Here is a 21,204-nt window from a genome sequence, read left to right on the forward strand (position 1 = left end):
AGGGGTCTTCGACTGACGCCTCCGCCCATGCGCATCGCCACCTGGAATGTGAACTCCATCAGGATGCGACTGGAACAGGTGACCGCCTGGCTGCAGCGGGAGCGGCCCGATGTGCTGTGCCTGCAGGAAACCAAGGTGGAGGATGGCAAGTTCCCCGCCGAAGCCTTCACCGCCCTGGGCTACGCAGTGGTGATCAGCGGCCAGAAGGCCTACAACGGGGTGGCGATTCTCAGCCTGTTGCCGCTCGAGCAGGTGTGCGTCGGTTTTGAGGCCCTGCTGCCCGGCGACCCCGAAGCCGTGGCGCTGGGGGAACAGAAGCGGGTGATCAGCGCCCTGGTGGACGGCGTGCGGATCCTCAACCTGTACGTGCCGAACGGCTCGGCGCTGACGTCGGAGAAGTATGCGTACAAGTTGGCCTGGCTCAGCTGCCTGCGCCGTTATCTGGCGGCCCAGGAGCAGGAAGGCGATCCGCTCTGCATGGTGGGTGACTTCAACATCGCCCTTGACGACCGCGACATCCACGATCCTGAGCGCCTCAGCGGCGGCATCATGGCCAGCGCGGCGGAGCGCGAGGCGCTCACGGCGGCGCTGGGGGAGCGGCTGGTGGATGTGTTCCGCGTGTTCGAGCCCGACAGCGGCCACTGGAGCTGGTGGGATTACCGCACCGGTGCCTGGGACCGCGACCGGGGTTGGCGGATCGATCACATCTATCTAAGTGCGGAGCTGCTCGCCTGCTCCACCGGCTGCGTGATCGACAAGGGGGAGCGGGGCCACGACCAGCCCAGCGACCATGCGCCGGTGGTGGTCAATCTGGAGCTGCAGCAGGACGGTGACGCTGACGAGGACGGGGAAGCTGACGACGCTGCGAGCTGAGTCACTGGTGATCACCTAGCCCCTGAGCCCGACAGCCGCCTTGCTCTGCTGGGCCGCCGCCGTGGATGGGGCCAACGGCCGTGGGGGAATTGTGAGCGTGTTCTCAGGCCATGGAGGGAAAACGTTCTCAACGTTTCAGTAGCGCCTTACGATCGCCGCCACTCGCATGCCACTCATGCTCTCCCGCCTGCTTCCTCTGCTGGCTGTGCCGCTGCTGATCGGTTCGACCGGTGTCGCCTCCACAGCGCAGACGTGCCGGTTTCTGCAGCCGATTGGTGGCACGGGCAGTCCGATCGTGGCCAAGTCGGTGGGTGCGGGCAGGATCTTCGGCAAAACCAACTGGAACACCGATTTCATCGTTGATCAGCCCTACAGCAGCTTCAAGTTCTTTTTCACCGCCAATTCTTCCGACGCCAATGCCACCTATCCGGTGGAGGCCTTCATGAAGTTCACCGATGGCTCCAACCTTCAGGTGGTGAATGAATCGATGAACCCGCCGATCGGCCGAGGCCGCATGTTCGGTCCGTTCCCTGCCATTCCCGGCAAGCAGGCCAGCCAGATGAATTTCAAGGTGGGAGCCAGCAACGACCCGGGCGCCCTGGGCTTCAGCTATCGCATCTCCGTGCAGGGCTGCAACTGATCACGGCGGGGCCCCAGGCTGATCCGATCTCTCTCCTTTTCTGCTGGGGCTTCAGCCTGCGGTGCAGCAGGCCTTGATCAGAGCCGGAACAGGGGGTCGTAGCGGTAGTACTCAGGCTTGCGCAGGCCCTCCACAGCCAGCATCCGGCGCAGCTCCATGATTTCGGCGCGCTGCGCCACGATCACCCCGCGGGCAAACCGACGGATCGTGGGGTTGGTGCTCTTGGCCAGAGCATCGTGCGCCATCACCAGTGCGCCGCCGTGGTGGTCGAGCATGCCTTCGAGGAACCACACCACCCGGTTCTGCGGTGTAGGGAGCGCGCCCATCATGCGCATGCTGTCGATCTGGGCCTGGCTCATACGGGTGAGGCCGCTGAGGCTGTTGGGATCCCCACCGCTGGCCAGCGCCACGGGATAGACGGGCGCCTGGGGGTACCAGGCCCGGCGCCAGAGGCCCATCGCCCGGATCTCATTGGCCTGATCGCGCCAGATCGCCTTGCCCAGCGCCCCCACGCCCGGCTGGCCGATGCCGAAGACGATTTCACTCATGCGCAGCGCCCCGGTGTGGTGCTGAACCATGCCGTCGATGAAGCGCAGGTCGTAGGTGGCGCCTGCAGGGCCCACGTCATGGGCGTGGCTGCTGTGGTCGTGGTGGCTATGGTCATGGCCGGCATCGCCTGGGGCTGGCTTGGCCGCGGGAGTGTTGCCCGGTGTGCCGGTCATTCCGGGTACGGCGTGATGGTCGCCGTGCTGCCCGTGGTGGTCTGCGTGGCGCTGCAGGTCCGGGGGAGTTTGGGCCAGGCCGGGGGCTGCCAGCACGAGGGCGGTGGCCAGGCCCATCAATGCGGCGGGAGCAGGGAAGGTGCGCATGGGGTCGGGCTGGATTGGCCCCACCGTATGGTCTCCCCCCTACTGGAGAGTCAAGTGGGCTGCGGGCTGCCGTGTGGCTCCAGGTTTGCGGAACCTGCCGGGCACGCTGTGGCGTTGCCCTTCAACCCCTCAGCAGCATCCACAGCCCCATGGCCACCATCGCCCCGTTTTCCAGCACGCTCACCAGGCCCAGTGGGGTGCGGCTGTTGCCGCCCACGCAGGCGCAATCAAGGTCGAGCTTGTCGACATAGACCGCCTTGATCACCGACACCCCACCTTCCAGGCCCATGGCAAGCGCCAGCAGGGCGATCGGCGCGGCCTCGAGGCGAGCCAGCAGCGCCAGACCCAGCAGCAGTTCGAGGTAGGGGAACACGCTGGCGTAACCCCCCAGCCACCGGGTCAGCACGTTGTACTTGCGGAAGGAACGGCTGAACGCCGGTGGATCCATCAGTTTCAGGCAGGCCAGCAGCGCCAGCGCCATCCCCATGAAGCCCCCCGCGCCGTTGCCGAGCGCCAGCGCGATCAGCGCCGCGATGGCAAACACGGTGATGACTGGCCTGTAGCTGCGACCCCCCGGCTGGCGTGGTTTGACCCCGAGCCGCCGGGCCAGCTCTGAGTAGCCGCCGATGCGTTCGCCCTCGGCGAACACCTGCGGGGTGGTGCTCACCCCATGGGCCGCCTTGAAGCGCTCCACCTCCTCCTGGCTGAGCAGCAGATGGTCGTCGTAGGGAATGCCCAGCTCCTGCAGCAGGCCTACCGCCAGCTCGCCATAGGGGCAGACGTGGCCGGAGATGGCGATGCGGTGCAGCCGCACAGGTGGTGGCAGGCGGGCGGGTGTCATGGCTGATCAGGCAGTGAGCCTCACCGTATGGTCTCCTCTCAGCTGGAGAGTCAAGAGGTCGTCTGGAGAGTTTGCCGCGTGGTGAGCCGGCGCACGCCGCCTCTGCCAGGGGGCGCCGACACCTTGCGCAACAGACACGACCGGGGCAATGCGTCGGGCCCCTCGATCCACAGCCCCTTGACCCGCCTGGCGCGGTGATCCGTAGCGCAAGCCGGCGGGATTCAGCGCATGGCCTGCTGCAGGGCGAACAGGCCGAAGGCCAGGAACAGACCGCCACTGAGCCGGTAGAGCATCTGCTCGCTGATCTTCTGGCCGATCCACTTGCCGGCACCCACCGCCAGCCCGGTGACCAGGGCATGGCCGCCCAGGGTGCCCGCCAGCAGCGCGCCGAAGGGGAAAGAGGGCGCCGTGGCAAGAAAGATGGTGGCGAACTGGGTGCGATCTCCCAGCTCGGCGATGAACACCAGCGCGAAGGATTCCCAGATCACTGCCAGCGGCGTGGTGATCCGGTAGCGGCGCTCGGCCGCCTCAACGGCCTCTTCCGCATCTCCGGCCTCAGCCGCGGCAGCCCCCGGTGCCATGGCCTGGGCGTCGATCAGCAGCTTGATGCCGAAGCCGAGAAACAACGCAGCTGCCAGCCACGGCACCACGCTGGCTGGCAGCAGTTCCCGCAGGCCATAGCCCATGCCCAGCGAGATGAGCGTGACGGCCGTGAGGGCCGCAAAGGAACCGATGAACACCCAGCGGGCCCGATGGCGGGCCGCCAGGATCAGGGCCATGAAGAAGGTCTTGTCGCCCAGCTCGGCCAGGGTGATGGCCGTGAAGCTGGAGCCGAAGGCAGCGGCCCCATGGCCGGTGAGGAAGGGAAACGCCATGCGCTCAACGACACCCTGAACGGATCAGAACCAAGGCGTCGGGGGCGGTCACTGTCAAGTCAGGTCCATGCATGGCTACTATGCATGAACATTCCCGCATGAACCATCCCCGCTACTGCCACAGATCCGATGGTGTGGCGACCCCTAGCTTTACCGACGGGCAGGCTTGACCGACCCAAGTCCCAGAATACAATAAGAACACAGTAAAACACAGCACCGTCCCTGATCATTCTTTTGTGATCTCATCACTTGGCTGTGGTTTTGGCCGACAAGCTGCCGAGAGGCGGCAATGACGAGGAATCCATGGCCAAGTCACGCAACCCGTGAGAAGTTTCTCGCTGAGATGAACAAGCCGGGGCTCTGAGATGCACTGGTCGACTTAGCGAGTCTTTCAACTCCTAAATCAGCTCCAATGCAGGACGACTGTCCAATGCGCTGGGTACCGTGCTGCTGATCCACCTGTTGCAGGAGCGGAAATCACTGAGCGATCCTGTGATGGAGGAGCCGCTGCCTTGATTGAACTGCTCACCTGGTAGCAGACCCAGCGAGCCGCGCTGCGGGCAGCACTGCCACAGCGACGTCAGGTTGGTGCCCCCCACCAGCGCTAGAGATCCCCTCCTGTCGACATCGGCTGACATCACACCCATGTCTACGAGAAGGCCCGGCACTAACACCCGCTGCAATGGCGCCGATCCAGCCTCTGCTGGCGCGAGCCAGAAGTGGTGTGGATCAAGAAGCCGCCAGAAGAGCCGATCCGGATTCTGGCAGCACCCTTGCCCTGGGAAGCTTGGAGAGCAGCCCGGGAGTGACAGTTGTCACGACGTTATCGTCAAGGCTGGCGGCACATTATTCAATTTCTAACCACGCCCCACTAAGAAAGTCAATACTGGTAGTGAACGTGGATTGAGGAGGAGTTGTTCGTGGTGAAAGTGACCGCAATGTGTCTGTCGTGGCGGAGCTGTGACCAAGACCAACCGAAAGCCAGAACCGTGTCAGCCGTTGTGGATCCTTCTGCAGCTGTCGTTGCCTGAAAGTGACTGCGACAGAAGGTGTCAGGGTTGAAGATCAAGCGTTGAGGCAGATGTCCACACGCATCGATCGGATGGCTCATCGATGCCACTTCTATGGTGCATTTCGCCAAGGCCTGTAGGATGCTCAGGATGTCCGAGTTCGCATTGAACACCGTAATGGCGCACATCAAGGGTGATCACATGGAAGATTTTGTTATGACAAGTTCTGACCATTCACGTATTGAGGCACACCCATATATGGCCCCACAGTCGAGCTCTTTCAATGCCGCTGCTGCCAATCAACCTTCTGTATTACCCGCAGTTTCTTCTGGTAAGTCACCAAGAAAGCTGAGGTTCCATCTTTTGATGCTGACAGCGTTTCTTCTGATGGATACGATGCTCTCAAGTTGTGCCATGGCACGGCCATTCAAGCGTCGCGTTGAGGGACAAAGGCAATCAGCAGCATCCAAACCAGTCAATGTGTCGACGAGTGGAACTGCTTACTCTCCATTGATCTCGGGCGCTCCAATTGGCAGTAACAAGCTTGATATCTATCCATGCAAGCAAACTTCCGGACGTCCATGCCCGACACTAGTCTATGTTCACGGAGGTTCTCTGATGAGAGGAGATAAGAGGAGCGTCGGCTCTATGCCGGAACTCTTTAATCGTAATGGCTTTTGCCTTGTCTCACTCAATTATCCAGTCTACGGGCGTCCCATCCCAGGTCTGATCGAGCAGCAAATGTCTGCACTGTCTTCTGCCACTGCATGGCTCAAGGGCAATCTTGGAAGGGTCAACCCATCATGCTCGATGAATGATGCTGCCATCATGGGACATTCAGCAGGTGCATACCTGGCATCGCTTCTTGCCACTAGTCCACAGTATGGAACGTCAGCAGATGCTTATCAGAAGTTTATTCTGAATGACTCGAACTGGTACACGGGTAAAGTTGGAAGATACAAGGACAGTCTGGCGATTATCTTTGGTAAGAATGCCGTAAGCGGGTCAGGTAAGAACTCTACTATCGCCAAATGGGTTCCCGCTCAGCTGGTTAAATCATCATGCCCGAAAGAGTCATCACCCACCGATGTGATGATCATGTATTCAACGCAACGTCCCAAGAGTCAGCAAGCTGAAATCAGGTCATTCGCCAATACGCTGAATGGATGTTCCGCTTTCAATGCATCCCTTTCGGCTCATGGGTATGATCATAAGGCAATGCATACCAGCATCGGAAAGCCTGGCAGTACGACGGGAGCGGCCATCCTTGCATTTCTCAAGCGATGAGATAACGCCGATAACTGATAGGTAAAGGCCAGCCGCTGGAAAGGGCCTTTCTTATCAGTCTACGTGGAATCAACATCATTCTCGGTGTTGTCTCCCTACTCGACTTGATGAGTCCTTCACGGGCTTGAGATTACAATGACTAAAGGTTAATCGAACGGTCTGGTGGAGTCACTGGTTATCTGCACCAGCCTTCATCTTCTCCTAGGTACCTCCTACGCCGCAGTATCTGTGGCAAGGTCACAGATCATCTGGTCCATGGGCTCAACCAACCCAGGCTGAACTCACCCAGACATCATAGAGATGGCCTGGGCTGAGGCGATGGCTTTGACCACTTGTCAGATCAAGTTGGCCAGCGAAGGCATCAGCATGCTCCTGTGATTGTTGAGGTTTACCGGCATGGGCCCTGTCATTTTGCTTGGCCTAGCACGGTTGAATCGATGCCAGTCAACAGCATGATTTCAATGATTGGTAACCAAGATGACTTTCACATTTTGGTGTTTCTGCTAGGAATAGGTGATGGCTTGCTGTATCGCGATGAATTGACTACCGAGAGCGTTGACCAAGTCACTCCTCGTGTAAACGCATCGCTGGGCCTGGCTATCCCCTCCTGCCACGAATGGAGACGGAGAAGTCATGGTTGCGTCAGGGTTCCTGCTCTCATTCGGACCATTCAGTACGTCTTGCGGTAAGACCTACGCTATCTGCCCCCCGCCATGTTGTCTCCGTGTTTTGGCGGTGTTCCCACAGTCCCCTCTGGACATACTCATGCTAGCCTGATATGAGTCACAAGGTTTCTATGCAGGGCTACGCAATTGTAGGCATGGCTTGCAGATATCCGGGAATCAAAGATACTTCATCATACTGGGATGCACTCGTCAGGGGTGAATCACTTCTGACAGAAATGAGCGATTCTTGGTCTAGGGCTTACTATAATCAATTCCAAGATAGATCAAATCCGCGCGAATCATACTCTACGATCTATACAAAGAAGTATGGATCTATCGCTAATAACAGCTGGATTGATTCCATTCGGTTTGCGTTCCCTCCTAACCTAGTTGAAGGAGACCCATCTCAGTATCTCTGCCTGCAAGTGGCCGCCGAGGCCATGGCTGATGGGTTGCGCGGACGTGCGCCGGATTGGATTCCTCATGAGCGTACAGGTGTGGTGGTTGGGATGGGTGACCATCCCCATCGAGGAATCGTAGGGGCGTTGATGAACGGCATGATCATGGAGCATTTTATTGATGTTCTTGCTGATTCTGTCGGTGCTGTTCTGAAAGGTGAGCGCAGAAAGCAGCTACGCTCACTCCTTTCATTGACCTATGAGTTGGTTGCTGATCCGGCTATAACACCAAACCTGATATCCAACGTAGTCTCTGGAACAATCGCCAACAGGCTTGGCCTCCTTGGCCCTAATTACCTTGTGGATGGCGCATGTACGTCTGGCATGATTGCAATTGATCATGCAATCAAGCAATTGGACGCTGGCGATGCCGACTTGATGTTGGTAGGTGGTGTCCAGGCAACAATGAACTTTCCTATCTACCAGTTATTTTGCACGATTAATGCTTTGTCTGAAGAGGGTATTTTCCCGATGTCAAAATCCGCATCCGGAACGCTTCTTTCCGAAGGTGTGGGCTTTGTCGCAGTAAAACGCCTTGAGGATGCGGTGCAGTCTGGAGATACGATTTATTCGATCATTCGGTCAGTTGCACTGGCCAGTGATGGGAAGGGCGAAGGGCTGTTGGCTCCAAACCGCCAAGGACAAGTCGTCGCGATGAAACGGGCCTACGAAAAATGTAGCCTTGAGCCGTCGGATGTTTCCTTGGTGGAGGTTCATGCAACAGGAATCCCCCATGGCGACAACACAGAACTCTCCTCAATGCTTGAGGTCTTTGGTGATTGTCATCGTGGTCTTTCAACCATTGCCATTGGATCAATCAAGTCATTGATCGGCCATACGATACCCGCATCGGGGGTAGCTAGCATTATCAAAATCTCTCTTGCTTTGCAGAACAGGCTAATTCCTCCTTCGATTTGCCCGGATCCGTTAGAGGCTGTTGCTGACCATTCAACTCCATTCTATATCAATCGCACATTGCGGCGTTGGGTGCATTCACCCTCCAAGCCACGTGTGGCTGCCATCAATTCGTTTGGCTTTGGTGGGATTAACGGCCACTTACTTCTTCAGGAGTTTACCGCCCCTGATCAACGAAACTCGTCCCCAGTGGTTCTGTTCCCATACCAAGTCTCACACACTCCCGATGCCGCTGAGAATTCAGGGGCCCCCCTTGCAACCGATCTGTCTGGAAGAACGTACCGTGGGTTGCTTCAGTACAAGCAGCATGGTTATACCACGATTGGTCGAGCAGCCTTTCTGGAGGCAAGCTCCCGTCCCGAGTTGCAGTCATTGATCGCTGACATTGATGTTGATGAGATCCAGCAGGCGGTTCTCATCCGCAGATCACCTGCCAAGGAGCAGACCGCAGAGGCTTCGCTCAGGCTCGTTGTCTTTGCGCCGTCACTCATGAAACTCAGTGAAGGGTTGCAGGATGCATCTGCATGGCTAGGTGGCAACCCATCTTCTCAGGGACATCGTGGACGTAACTTTATCTTTTCGGAGTCGACAAGCTCAAAGGGTAAGGTTGCATTTCTGGTTCCTGGAGAAGGTGTTCAGTCTCCAGAAATGCTTAGTGATCTCACAAAGAGTATTGATCTCTTTTCCTATTGGTACAGCTTCATGGACGGAGCCTTGGATCGGGATATTTCACTTGGCTTGGTTACCAGTATGCCGAACGCAGATCTTGATTGTGCTAAATCGGCCAATGCAAAGCGAATGGAACTTCTTTTTGCCCAAGATTCGGCCACGCAAATCATAGCTGCTTGCCTGATGTCTTTCTACGAGATTGCCTCTCGGATTGGACTTAAGCCTGACCAGCTTATTGGGCATAGCCAAGGAGAATCGAATGCAGTGATGCTTTCAGGCAGTCTTACCACAATGAAGAACGAAGACGACCTTCGGACGAGAGTAAGGCAGATTCATGATTTCTTTTCTCAGGCAGATTCAATCGATGAGTTCCCCGAAGGATCTACGTTTGCCATTTCCGGTCTTGAATCTAACCAGCTAAAGGAGATCCTTGAACGTCGTAGTGAATGGTCACTCATTTCAGATAATTGTCGCTCGCAGCGTATTGTCTTTTCTGAAGCTGCCTTCAGCAAGGAGCTTGAGGAGAATGTGCTCGCCGCAGGTGGATCTCTGTTGCCAACTCCTCTAACACGGCCTTATCATACTCGCTATTTTCAGCAAGGAGCTGAAACTCACAGAAGGCTCTACAGCCAATTCCCTCATTCTATAAGGATTGAGCCTCATCATGCAACTGTGTACAGCTGCCTGACCACTCAGCCTTATCCCAATGACTACGAAGAGGGCACACGCATCTTCATTGACCAGTGGGTTAATCCTGTTAGATACGAGGAAACAATTCGGAATATGTATGCGGATGGAGCCAGGTACTTTGTTGAGTTGGGTCCTAATACAACGTTGACTAGCTACACTAAAGAAGCTCTTTCTGAATACTCTGATATCGTCGCCGTCTCGCTCGGCACCTCTCGTAAAGACAGCACCACTGCCTTCCTGCAATCGATAGCAACCTTATGGACGTCTGGTCTAGACCTAGACCTTGATGCTCTCGATGGCCTCTTTATTGAGCGCTATAGGACTGGCTTGACGATGGTGACGAGGCCTGCCGCTGCTGTTTCAGTTCTCTCCGAGATCCCTCAGTACAACTCCACAGGTCTCAAGGAGTTTCTTGCTTCCCTGTCTACGGATTCCCCGACTGCTGCCAACACAGATCGGCAGGCGTCAACAGCCCAACTGATACCTATCGAGGAGGAGAAGTCCATTCCTTCTCCTGTTGAATCAAATTCACCTGGCATCCGGGCTTCTGCCCTTCATTCCCACTCTTCCGAATTGGTTGGCTCACAGGAGGATCCAGCTTTGCAGCAGCAGCTGCTGCTGGAGCACAGCCGAACCATCATGGCGATTCTGGCTAGCGCTGATGCCACCTCAAAGCAAATCTTCAGTCAGGTTGATTGATCAGTGCAACTAATGCTTGTCCGGGCAGTTGACCCATTCTTGAGCAAACAACTCTCACACAAGTATCTATCTTCTTGCGAGCAGAGATATCTGTCGGCATGTAATCACCCTTCAAGAGTTTCTGATTATGTTACTAGCCGGCTTGCCGCTAAGTTATTGCTATGGAGATGGCTTCAGTTGTCCCCTGTTGCCGCTAAAGAGCTTGCCCTCTATGGTCTCCCAGCTCGTCCACCAAAACTCTATCTGCATCAGGCGATTCTCAACGAGTTACATGTTTCTGTTTCCCATTCCAAAGGCCTGGTTCTCGTTGGCATTACTGATAGTCAGCCATTTGGTGTCGATATTGAACACATCTCTGGGCATGATTGGACAGCCATCTTCGCCTTTATGCGCTGGCCGCTCCCCATCCCGCCACATCATTGGCAGATGGATCAGTATTGTTGTTGTGTCTGGGCAATATACGAAGCCGGATTCAAGCTTTTTGGTGGAGCAGTTGTACAGGCGGATTTCCGCTTGCTTTCCATCGACATTCCTGCAGACTGCACCGTGATTAGCGGTCTTCCATATTCTTTTACTGCCTCCTTCTCAACGCTGAGCTTCGCCGGAGAGGGACTTGTCTCCAGCGATTGGGTGATCGCTGTGGCTATGGAGCCTTTGCGTTCCACTGATGATTCTTTGCTTGATGGAATCACGGATGCTGATGTTAGCTGCGCGACAGTTCACCCACATGAACTATCCATTTCCCCTAAACCCAAAAGATCCATGCCATCCGAATCTCTCATGCATTGAATCGCATCCCATCGAGTGAGTGCATCATTGAAACCCAACTTTTAGCATCAATGACAAGATTGGCAGATTTGGTGGTTCACAGGATGGAACACGTTTCTGCCGCGGACGTGGTAGCTGCAATCAGTGCCTGGTCGCTATGCCACTGATGGGGTGGTACGAACTTGAGCGTGTTGTGGTGCCGCCCATCTTCGCGAGAAGCCTGCGGCAAGGCGTTGCTGTGGTCAGCGTGCAGAACCAGCGGCTCCAGACGTCGATCACCAGGTAGAGAAACAGCCACACCCCGCACCGTGGTGGGCAGACAGGTGATGTCTCACGACCACACAGCAATGGATCGATACGCTCGCAGGCGCGGCACCGGGCCGTGGCTCCTATGGCTGTTGTGTACGGCTCAGCGATGGGCCCGACCATGCGCGTGCAGCGCCCAAGTAACAGCTGGACTCGGAGCCGAAGACGAAGTCTTCTCCGGAGGAGTTGAACAGGTCCTGATCCGCGCCAGTGCGGGCATGATTTGTCCTGGTGGCAGCGAGTCGTATTCGTGCTGATTGGAAGTGAGCAGGTTCTGCCGGTGTTCCTCCTTGCTCAGGCGGTGAGCGCTATCGCGGGGGCTGCTTTTGTGGTGGTCCTGACCGTCCCCACCACCCAGGACGGCACGCCGCCAGCGCTTGAGAGTGCGCAGGGAAATGCCGACCTGCCGGCCGTAGGCGCCGGGCTCGATGTCGTTGAGACCAGCGGTTTCGAGCACAACGTGAATGCCGACAGCGCCCTAGCCTTCTGCCTACTTCTCGGAGGCGGGCACCATCTCCTCCTGACATCAGCACCCTGCTGCGCGGAAGACGGCAGCTAGACGCCCTCGCTGTAATGACACATTGGTCTTGTCCCTCCCCCCCGGGAGTGAGATTGTGGGGGGCGCCATCATTCCTGAAAGTGGGGCCTTCAGGAATAGATGCGGGAGTATCCTAACGCGACTAGCGCTTTGATCTTCAAGGTAAATGAGCCGTAGATGATCAGAAGTCTATGAAATAGACTTCTGATCTGTCAAGACGAGAAGAAAAGATGAGAGTTTGCGAATCATCCAAGTGATGAGTTAACGTTGGGACAAGGTCACTATTGTGATGGACAATGCTGCCGCTAAGGGTGAATGTAGATCCAGAGTCGTCGGAGAAGTATAGTGATGAAGTCGTATAATTGATTGAGTAGACATTGAAAGAAGGCGCAGCCTCCTTTGGTGGCGTGGTTGAGACGCTGGAGGGTGATGCCAGCACCAGGCCCAATGAAGGGTAAATCAGATTTGACGATTCAGGAGATATTGATAGTCTGTTGTCGATTGAGAAGATAGGACGTCCAAGTACAAGAGAGGGAGTGGATGAGCCATTGCATATGAATAGCCGGGACTCGACGCCACAACTGAGTGTTCTGATCGAAGAGTCGTTTGCAACAACTGCAACAACGTCACTTACAATCTCGACAGCATCCACAACTGTGAGATTGGGATACATGGCCCTAACTGTTTTAATGGCAGTCAATAGTGCCGGTTTGGACGTGAGTTCAAATGCTCCCTGCTGAAGGACGGCTTTAACGAGGAGAACATCACGTAGGCTATGGTAGGGTACAAATAGGCTTGGATAGGTTGACTCGTTTAGGACGTTGTCATGCAGCAACGGAGAGTCATGAAGCGTCGAATCGGTAGATCCTGGTTTATGCGATTGGCAGATCTCAAATAGTCTGGCACATTCGTCATGATCAAGATGCAGATCCGTCTTGGTTACGGTGATCCCAGAATTAGGTTGGTAACTGATAACATACAGGATTGGAGCGGCAGATTCAGTACCATCAGCAAGAAAAAAGAGCTGACCATTTGAGGATGAACCTAAGTATAGGAAGTTATAGGGGAGAACAAAGTAGGAATCTGAATGTGAAGGTGTACAGTAGACAAGCTTGCGAGAAGAGTCTGAGGAAAGGATAATCCAAAGTCCCACCCCATTGGGGGAATGATGGCCAGCCAGAATTTGGCACGTCTCATGACTTCCAATAGGAAGCGAAACGGAAAGAAGTCTTAACTGTTTAAGCGTATCCAAGCTGTGCCTCCATGTCCATAACCAGTTCAAGCATGGAGAAGTCCCATGACTTTAAGCGAGCAATAGCATCTTGATCCTCAAGCTTGTTCAAATAGTAGCTAGTAAAGGCAGGCTTACCATTTGACGCGAGAAACTCTCGAACAACCTCACGAGAATATTTCTTGCGTTTCATTTGCCTAAATTCCGGATTAGTAATGAACTTAGGATCATTGCCACAAGGTGCCATGCGTGGACCATAAAAGGCATAGGGTGATTCTTCAGGCTTGAGCATCGCATCAATACATGAGCTATCGCTTGAAACACCAAGCCAGCGACAGATCTGAGGAAGAACTACTCTTGGATCAGACAGAATTGCTTCACCACTAACTGTAAGGAAGTTTGACGGTGGAACAATGGAGCGAAACTTCAGGATGTTTCGATGCATTGCATACCACATTAATGCATAGTTCTCCTTGACCATTGGATGTCCTGCGGCAGGACTATGAACTGTGCGTCGAAATTCGAAGAACTCCTTCAAGGACTTTGAAGCTCCAACAACACTTCGTGTTAAGTGAATGAATCTGGCATTTGGATAAAACTTGAATAACCTGACCATGCGATCAATTGTCTTGGTATTCGGCGGAGACTTTTCGATGCAAGCCTTAGGATAAAATGGTTGGCAGAGATACTCAAAAAGTTCCTTGCTAGTCATTGACTGATTGTTAACAAGCCACATCCAAGCGCGGCTGCAGGCAGCACTATCTTGCTTGCCTTCATGAACTTGAGCGATGGCTCTCAAAAGTCCACTTGGTGCAAATCTTGCATACTTAATATTTGACTTATTGGATAGTAGATGACCGATGTCATCTCTATAAAGCAGGTGTAGCTCGGGGAAGCAATAGAGTTCTGGATGCTGTCCGAGAATAGATGAAACGACCGAAGAGAAAGACCGAGGAGGACTCAGCAAAAAAATAGGTTCAACCATGACCATTTACACTGCTAAAGAGATTACGCCGAATCACATTGTAGCGATGCTGCATCCTATCTTTTAAATTCTGGAGATCCTCTACTAGGTCATCAGAAAGGACCAATTCTGTTGATTCACAGTCCTGTGAAGATTCACTGGGTTCAAATAGAAAGCTGAACAATGCCTTGTGAGCATTTTCAGATTCCATTTCGGTAAACGGTTCTGTTACGAGTTCAGAGCTTGCTGGCTGTGGCGCGACGTCGTGCTCACCGTCATCGCCTTCCGATACATCAATAATAGGTTCTGCCGTGTCCTTGTGCGTGAGTGAAACAATCTGAGTAAATGTATTGTATTCGAGACTGTTTTCACGGCCTGCAACTGTGCTATCAAGATTGACAAGCTCCATGAGGGTCTCCAGTTGGGAAGTGACCTCGTCGCCATCCAAGCCAGGCAAAAGGGTTAGTTCTTGATTAACGTTAGAATCGCGTTGGATAGACGACATAGAGGAGGCTGAACTGGTTGGAATCAGATCAATCATAACGAAGAAGCCGGTAAGGAGTCAACACGAGAGAGCTCAAGCCTGGAACTTACTGAACGAAGATACGCCTGATAATGCCTAATAACGCCTGTGAGGTAGAGGCTGTTGAGGTCATCTCTCATTTCCGTATCTAATGTAAGACAATCATGGGACTTTAACGGGGGGAGTGACCTTGTGTCAATTACAACCTGACTAAGCAGGATGTCCTCTAGTGAGGTCGAAGAAGTAAGCACATCAATTCTCTTCAAACCCAACATCGTCGCATGATGCAAGCACATCCTTGCATGCCTGTCTTCAGCATGGAGAAACATTCGGAGTCGACTGCTAGGAGTGGTAACCTTCATCCCCGTCCATTCTGATGGAAACTGCTGATAGGAATCAGCGGGCCCTGCGATAAGCAGAACACCGCAGAGTTCGAAGTCAATGGCCATCACTGCTGCATGACCGGCTCCCTGGCTATGGCCTACGACCAGTGTTTGAAGAAGGATGTCTCGATCGGATAGATGGAAGCCGTGATGCTGCCTTACTTGAGTAAGAAACGTTCCCATGATCGACTCTTCATAGGCGATGCCAAGCTTTGAGTTCGGCTGGGAAGCGCTGCCATAGATGAACTCACGCCGTACCTGAAGAAGCGAGTCAGAATCAAAAAACTCGGAATTCAGCTTTGCTACAGTGGAAGATAATGGATAGTCAACAAAGTAGTAGTCGCCACTATCAGCTAAGCACGTACTCAACCAGAGGTAGTCTGAGCTGCGGCGAAAGCTACCTGGCAGGAAAAGGATGAACATTAAGCTGATGTTGAATGGCTTAGGACTTTTGAGTGCCTTCTGAATCCTAGTATGGAATACTGGCAGGTTATGATCAAGATCTTGAACATCAGACAAGCGTTCTGGCTTCAAGGGATACACATCCAATCATTCTAAACTTGCTTAACCTTCCCAAGAGCACATTGCTGTAGTTCAAGAAATTGTACAGTGCCAAGCATTCATTGATTGAGTTCCAACTCTGGGCTGATTGTTGTCAGAAACCATGCACCCATTCCCCAGGCGATTTGGCAACCACTCAGGAAAGCTTGTGTACCGAACATCTGTGTTTGAAGGAGAAGAGGACCGCGCGAAAGAAGATCATCAACTCATAGCCGTTCAGGACATTACTGACCCCCATCAGTTCCCCATGTGCTGTCGGATACTCTTTTCGATAGCATTTGGCCTAAACTGGCGGAGCTTGTAAGTCATACCAAAGAGTCCAGGATGTTTAAGGTGGAACTCTTGATATTTTGCATCGTTTAACGATCTTGCAATGGTTTGGATCTTTGCTGAATGAACGTCCCTGTTGGTGGCGCCTTGCTTAATCAGATGCACCTGTTAATGCATAACGTTGTGACCACGGCATAGAAGCTTCGAAGAGATCCATCAGCATCAAGAGTAGGTCGCCTGCGTTTGGCTTGTATCTAGTCACGTCAATACTATAACCAAGCGGCAACCTAATGCTGAGAACTTCTGATGTTAGGTTATGCTATACAGTGCTGGGATCTCGCGGAAAACCTATAATTCCCTTGTACGCTCAAAATCATATCATGCATTGATTGTCGTCGTACAGATGCATCGGAAACTCCGTCGTGCGCATGTGTGCGTTACATTGGGATGGGCCTGATTCTATGGCCAAGGCGCTATCACAGGTGGATAGATATGGCATTCCGTTCGCAACAATGCAGGCGACTCGTCAGCCTATACATGCACATCCATGATGCTAACCATTTCAGCTAGGTGTATGGAAACTGCGAATCACGTCACTGCTGTAGCTTCATAGGTGAGGGCGCGCTCATACGCAGTTGACCTCAGCATGAAAATCATGCTACTGTGCGATTGCTCATGGTTTTTATTATGGCTCTTGTGCTTCCAGGTCACTTGAAGTCCACCTTCAAGCAAGTTCGTTCTTTGATCCTCAAAGAAAAGAACTTCCCTGAAGCCAGGCGGATCTTGGCCGGCGTACCTGATGGTGAGCTCTATTCGCCTTACCACGTTGCCATGGCCGCAATTGCACGGTCAGAAAGTGATACAGCCGTAGCAATGGCTCACCTTGAGAAGGCTCTTTCACTTGCACCTGATGATATTCGGTTGATTTCTCGGATTGGTAAGCTTAGGCTTCAAGAAGGCAATACAACTCTTGCTCAAGAATATGCGAACAGAGCTCTTCAGCAGAAGTCTTCCAAAAAGTCGGACGTTACTGCACTAGCATCTTTTCTCCAGCAGCTTGGCGATTATACTAATGCTGCCAGTATCTTGCGTCACGCAGTTCTTGAGAATCCAAACGATACCAAGCTTCGTAGAATGCTTGCCTTGGCTCAGCTCCAACTAGGACAACTCGATGACTGTGAGCGTAATCTTAACAACTGCTTGAGGCTTGATCCAAAGAACCATTATTCACAGATTTTGTTGGGAGAAATCCTTATTGCTCAAGGAAATAAAGTCCGTGGTCTCGCGGTTCTTCGTACAGCTGATAATGATGAATGCCCATCGAAGCTGAAGGAGCGTCTCTCTATTGATGCAGCAGAATGCTACATTGATCTTGCCGAGTATAGTGCGGCTAAGGATGAGCTTACAAGGGTACAGAACAGCAACAGTCCCCGATTCAATTACTGTTGGGGCAAAGTTCAGTACCAAGAGGGTGATTATGAATTCGCTCTTACTAGTTTGATGGCAGCATCAAAGTCAGTTGCTCATGAGGATGCTCCTTCAGTACCACCTATTGATCCATCAAGTCTGACAGTAGAAGATCAGAAGACTCGTTGTCAGAAACTGATTCAAGATCTGTCAAGCAAACTTGAAAAGCTTAGGGTTTCAGGTATCCAAGCAGATGATACCAGCTTCAATCAATCTACTGTGCTCGATTCAGTTGATGAGGATTTCTAGATCCTTCATTCATACCTCCCCATCTTCCCACTCCAATGATCGTTGTTGATAATAACTGTTATCGTGTTAATCCTTCGATACGAACTTCTCCATTGGTTGAAGGACAGTATCGATTGTATTTCGGGGACCGAACAACCTCGCTAAAGTTATCAGCCTCTGAGTGGGAAGCTATTTCTGATTTTAATTCAAGAGATGGCTTGTTTGACGATCTATATGAGAAGTGTTCAGAGTTCTTTGGAGCAACTCGTGCTGGAATTACTAGAGATGACTATCTCAACTGGTTGTGCACTCACGGAATCTTGCTTTCCGTTGAAGCTCCAACCCTTTCAGCACAAGTCTCCACGAATGTTCTGCACGCCAGCGAACTTAATGGTCATTCAAATCAGCTGAATGGGTCAGCGAATGATCTCCATCAGCCACCATCCCAACTCCAGGATCGAAAGATCTTGCTTGTTAACTTTGGCTGGATTACGTCTCGAGGGCTGTTAAGGCCCCCTCGGGTTCTGATCCGGCTTCAAGCTTGGCTTTTCCCCCTGGTTGCTCTTCTCTTTATCGGCACAATCCATAGTTTTTATTTTGGGGTCAAGCCTTTAGGTGTATTGATCGCCGAAAGATCAGACCCGTTAACTGGGCTATCACGGCTATTTATCATGTTAATTGTAATTAACCTGATAAGTGTTATGGTGTCGATCCTGTCGACATACTCCATGAATATAGATGATCAGAAGCTGTATCTTAGGCTTAAGTGGGGATTCTTGCCAAGGCTCGCGAAGGAGCAAAGCGCCAAAGCTATTAAGCAGTCAGCAAGCAAACTTGAAGAACTCATTTTACTCGCCCAGCCACTTCTGATTAGATCATATCTTGTTATTCTCTCTATACTCTTCCTTTATGTTTATACGCCAATACCTGATTCCTCTCCGTTTTCTCGTCTAAATATACTGGTTGCAATCATACAAGGTTCTCTTGCTAGCATGATAATCCTTTTGATTCCTGTACGCAATACTCCAGGCAGAAGGCTCTTGGAATTCTTTGGACTCATGCCAAAGAATTATCTGAAGATATCGGCTAAAAGAACGCTAACTATCTTTTCTCATCTTTTTCATGGGCGGTTTAAGAGTATTTCTATCTCTCGTTCAGATGTCAACAGTATTCTGTTCCTCTGCACGCTTTTACTGGCTTTTATTATCAAGCTTTGCATTCTATACTTTATATTAATTCCAAACATTGCTGCCGAAATACCAACGTTTGCAGGCCACTGGACTTCCCTGATAGTCAGGGTAGCTCTAACGCTTCTTCTTATTCGATTTCTTTACCTTACGGTTATTACCAAGTTAATCAACAAGAGGGTGGAGGGAAGGCCGGACAGATCAATCAATCGAACAACCAATGGTCCAGCATTGCTGCCAAGTTCCAGTCAGCAGCAATCTACAGAGTCTATTGTTGTTTCCAGCTCAATTCTTTCATCCGTTTCAGTTCATAATAGAATTACCAATACTTTTAAAAGTAGGTATTTCCTTCCGTTCATTTTGGTTGTTATATTTCTGTTTCCCTTCAGTGCATCTGTGACCGGATCAGCAAACGTAACTGAAGGTGAGGCACTTGACATTCGTGCAACTGAGGCTGCGACAGTAAGGTCTATCTTCCAGGTTGGTCCATCTTCTGCCATTTTGGACAAGGGCTCTAAGATTCTAGAACTCTTTTCTCCAACCCTCAGCACACAGCGCAGCCAACAACTTCAGCTGATCTCAAAGTTAGAATCCGATATACGTACTAGGAAGTCTCTTATACGTTCCATTAAAACAGGAAGCATCAAACTTGAAGGTGATAATCGTAACGAAGAGCTCTTAAGTGCAAGAGCTATGGTCCAAAAGTCTCAATCTCGGGTTCGTGCTCTTGAGAATCAGATCAGAATACAGGATGATCAAATCGAAAAGCTTAGATCATTGACGAAGTCTGGCGCGATAAGTGAATTTCAGCTCCAAAATCTTTTATCCACGCAAGCTGCTCTAACAGGCGAACTTGAGGGTGCAAGGAGCGAGCTAAAATCAGCGAATGCAGATGTTATTGTTGCTAGACGTAAGCAGAAGATTGATCAAGATATAAACTCTGAGGAACAACTCTCCAACGCAATGGATGAATTGAGTGCTGCCGAGAGCAGCCTGAAAGTCGGTAAAATTGCCTTAGAAGCTATTGACTCACGATTAGCAAAGCTAGTGGTCACAATGCCGTTTGATGGGGTGATTAGTTCTAACACCAGGGCGCTGCTTGGTAGAACTGTCACTCCTGGTGAAACCATCGTGACAGTAAAGGCGCAGCCATTGACTCAGACTATAGTATTAATTCCTGAGTACGACCGTGCACGAGTACGCACTACACTTCCATGCATACTAAGATTATACTCGGTTTCCAATGAAGAGTTCAAGGGGAGTGTGTCGTCGATCAGTCCTACTACAGTTGAAATTGATGGCCTGCAATATGTAGAACTTCAAATTCAGCTTGAGGAAAGTCTTCCTACTAACTTCATTGGTTCGAAAGGGTATGCCAAGATCGACGTAGGATTTACCTGCATTCTATTCAATCTCTTGGCCCCAGTTACCAGATTTGTCAATGTAGACCTTTGGTCCCTTCTTCCTTAGAGTCAATGTCACCCATCATCAACGTGGTGAAAGATGCATCTCATTCCATTGCTGCATCCTCGGACTATCAGCGATTAACCTTCGTAATCAGTGCCCCTAGAGGTGGTGCTCTAACCTTCTGCAGGAAAACTGAAAGACTGGGGCACATTGGTCTTCCACATACGCATCTCCCATTAAGGGGAATGCCTCAACTGTTAAAGTCCCTTCAGTCTCCACTTGATCTTTATAGTATTGATGATGGTCTGCTTCGGGCCCTGTCATGTGTCGTTTATGGTGGGTTGGAACCTTATCAGCTTGAAGCGGCGTACCACGACATTGGTACTATGTATGCTAGGGACACATTCTCCGACACCTACGGACGGTTTCTAGCTAAAACCACAAGTCGCATCTTCGATCCTTCATTCAGTCTGTCTCTGTACCCTAATGCAGTGTTACAGCTTCAGGATAGTTTCCCGCGCTCACAGTTTATCTACATCTTCAGGGATCCATTCTTCTATGCTTCTTCCATCCTGAGTACCATTCATGGTTTAGACTCACTTCTGGTTTGGTGGTCAATCGCTAGACAGTCAGATCCTGACATTGCTATGGATCCACTTGTGATGTGGTGTTGGATCAATGAGAAGCTACTCGAATGCAAGGCTAAACTTAACAAGGAAACCATTGTCAGTGTCCTGAATCACCCTGAATCCGTTGGCCGTTATTCTTTCGAGCGTTTCTCGCATTTCATGCGATCTGACTACTCATCGCTTGTGCCCACACTTGCAGGACCATCCTCTTCTAGGTTCTATAAAGACCATGCTAAATGGAGGTTGTCAAT

13 protein-coding genes are annotated in these 21,204 nt (G+C 51.9%); 7 read left to right on the forward strand and 6 right to left on the reverse strand.

Features of this window, described 5'->3' with window-relative positions:
* Positions 1–27: 27 nt before the first annotated feature.
* Both xth and KBY86_RS03375 read left to right on the forward strand, forming a co-directional pair.
* Complete coding sequence (gene xth, locus KBY86_RS03370) at positions 28–873, forward strand: exodeoxyribonuclease III (RefSeq protein ID WP_094510887.1); 846 nt, start codon at positions 28–30, stop codon at positions 871–873.
* Between the two features lie 166 nt (positions 874–1,039).
* Positions 1,040–1,513 carry a hypothetical protein gene (locus tag KBY86_RS03375; protein ID WP_094510886.1) on the forward strand — a complete coding sequence of 158 codons (474 nt, stop codon included), beginning with the start codon at positions 1,040–1,042 and terminating at the stop codon, positions 1,511–1,513.
* A 77-nt stretch (positions 1,514–1,590) separates the two neighbouring features.
* On the opposite strand, the gene KBY86_RS03380 is transcribed toward KBY86_RS03375, so the two are convergent.
* The 3 genes from KBY86_RS03380 to KBY86_RS03390 all read right to left on the reverse strand — a co-directional run bounded on the left by KBY86_RS03380 (position 1,591) and on the right by KBY86_RS03390 (position 4,098).
* Positions 1,591–2,382 carry a DUF305 domain-containing protein gene (locus tag KBY86_RS03380; RefSeq protein ID WP_255140214.1) on the reverse strand — a complete coding sequence of 264 codons (792 nt, stop codon included), beginning with the start codon at positions 2,380–2,382 and terminating at the stop codon, positions 1,591–1,593.
* A 121-nt stretch (positions 2,383–2,503) separates the two neighbouring features.
* On the reverse strand, positions 2,504–3,223 hold the full coding sequence (locus KBY86_RS03385) for a glutaredoxin (protein WP_255140216.1): 720 nt from the start codon (positions 3,221–3,223) through the stop codon (positions 2,504–2,506).
* A gap of 221 nt (positions 3,224–3,444) precedes the next feature.
* Positions 3,445–4,098 carry a TMEM165/GDT1 family protein gene (locus KBY86_RS03390; protein WP_094510883.1) on the reverse strand — a complete coding sequence of 218 codons (654 nt, stop codon included), beginning with the start codon at positions 4,096–4,098 and terminating at the stop codon, positions 3,445–3,447.
* 1,160 nt (positions 4,099–5,258) lie between these two features.
* Here KBY86_RS03390 and KBY86_RS03395 point away from each other — a divergent pair.
* The 3 genes from KBY86_RS03395 (at position 5,259) to KBY86_RS03405 (ending at position 11,280) form a co-directional block, all read left to right on the forward strand.
* Positions 5,259–6,395, forward strand: a complete 1,137-nt coding sequence (locus KBY86_RS03395; RefSeq protein WP_255140219.1) for an alpha/beta hydrolase — start codon at positions 5,259–5,261, stop codon at positions 6,393–6,395.
* A gap of 820 nt (positions 6,396–7,215) precedes the next feature.
* The gene (locus KBY86_RS03400) at positions 7,216–10,491 is read left to right on the forward strand and encodes a beta-ketoacyl synthase N-terminal-like domain-containing protein (RefSeq protein ID WP_255140314.1); all 3,276 of its coding nucleotides are present in this window, start codon (positions 7,216–7,218) and stop codon (positions 10,489–10,491) included.
* Positions 10,492–10,668: 177 nt separating this feature from the next.
* Complete coding sequence (locus tag KBY86_RS03405) at positions 10,669–11,280, forward strand: hypothetical protein (RefSeq protein WP_255140221.1); 612 nt, start codon at positions 10,669–10,671, stop codon at positions 11,278–11,280.
* Positions 11,281–13,341: 2,061 nt separating this feature from the next.
* On the opposite strand, the gene KBY86_RS03410 is transcribed toward KBY86_RS03405, so the two are convergent.
* Genes KBY86_RS03410 through KBY86_RS03420 form a run of 3 tightly spaced genes read right to left on the reverse strand, consistent with a single transcriptional unit; the run spans position 13,342 to position 15,738 of the window.
* A complete protein-coding gene (locus tag KBY86_RS03410; RefSeq protein WP_255140223.1) occupies positions 13,342–14,325 on the reverse strand; it encodes a sulfotransferase in 984 nt (327 codons plus the stop codon).
* Entirely contained in the window at positions 14,312–14,839 is a 528-nt protein-coding gene (locus KBY86_RS03415; protein ID WP_144036916.1) for a hypothetical protein, read from the reverse strand. The genes KBY86_RS03410 and KBY86_RS03415 overlap by 14 nt, the downstream gene beginning before the upstream one ends.
* Positions 14,836–15,738 carry a hypothetical protein gene (locus KBY86_RS03420; protein WP_255140224.1) on the reverse strand — a complete coding sequence of 301 codons (903 nt, stop codon included), beginning with the start codon at positions 15,736–15,738 and terminating at the stop codon, positions 14,836–14,838. Before KBY86_RS03420 ends, KBY86_RS03415 begins: the two co-directional genes overlap by 4 nt.
* 1,008 nt (positions 15,739–16,746) lie before the next feature.
* Between KBY86_RS03420 and KBY86_RS03425 the strand changes: the two genes are divergently transcribed.
* Together KBY86_RS03425 and KBY86_RS03430 are read left to right on the forward strand one after the other, a co-directional pair.
* The gene (locus tag KBY86_RS03425) at positions 16,747–17,751 is read left to right on the forward strand and encodes a lipopolysaccharide assembly protein LapB (RefSeq protein WP_255140225.1); all 1,005 of its coding nucleotides are present in this window, start codon (positions 16,747–16,749) and stop codon (positions 17,749–17,751) included.
* Positions 17,752–17,786: 35 nt separating this feature from the next.
* A complete protein-coding gene (locus KBY86_RS03430; RefSeq protein WP_255140226.1) occupies positions 17,787–20,387 on the forward strand; it encodes an HlyD family secretion protein in 2,601 nt (866 codons plus the stop codon).
* Positions 20,388–21,204: the final 817 nt, after the last annotated feature.

This window comes from Synechococcus sp. Lug-A, from assembly GCF_024345655.1.
Lineage (GTDB): Bacteria > Cyanobacteriota > Cyanobacteriia > PCC-6307 > Cyanobiaceae > MW101C3.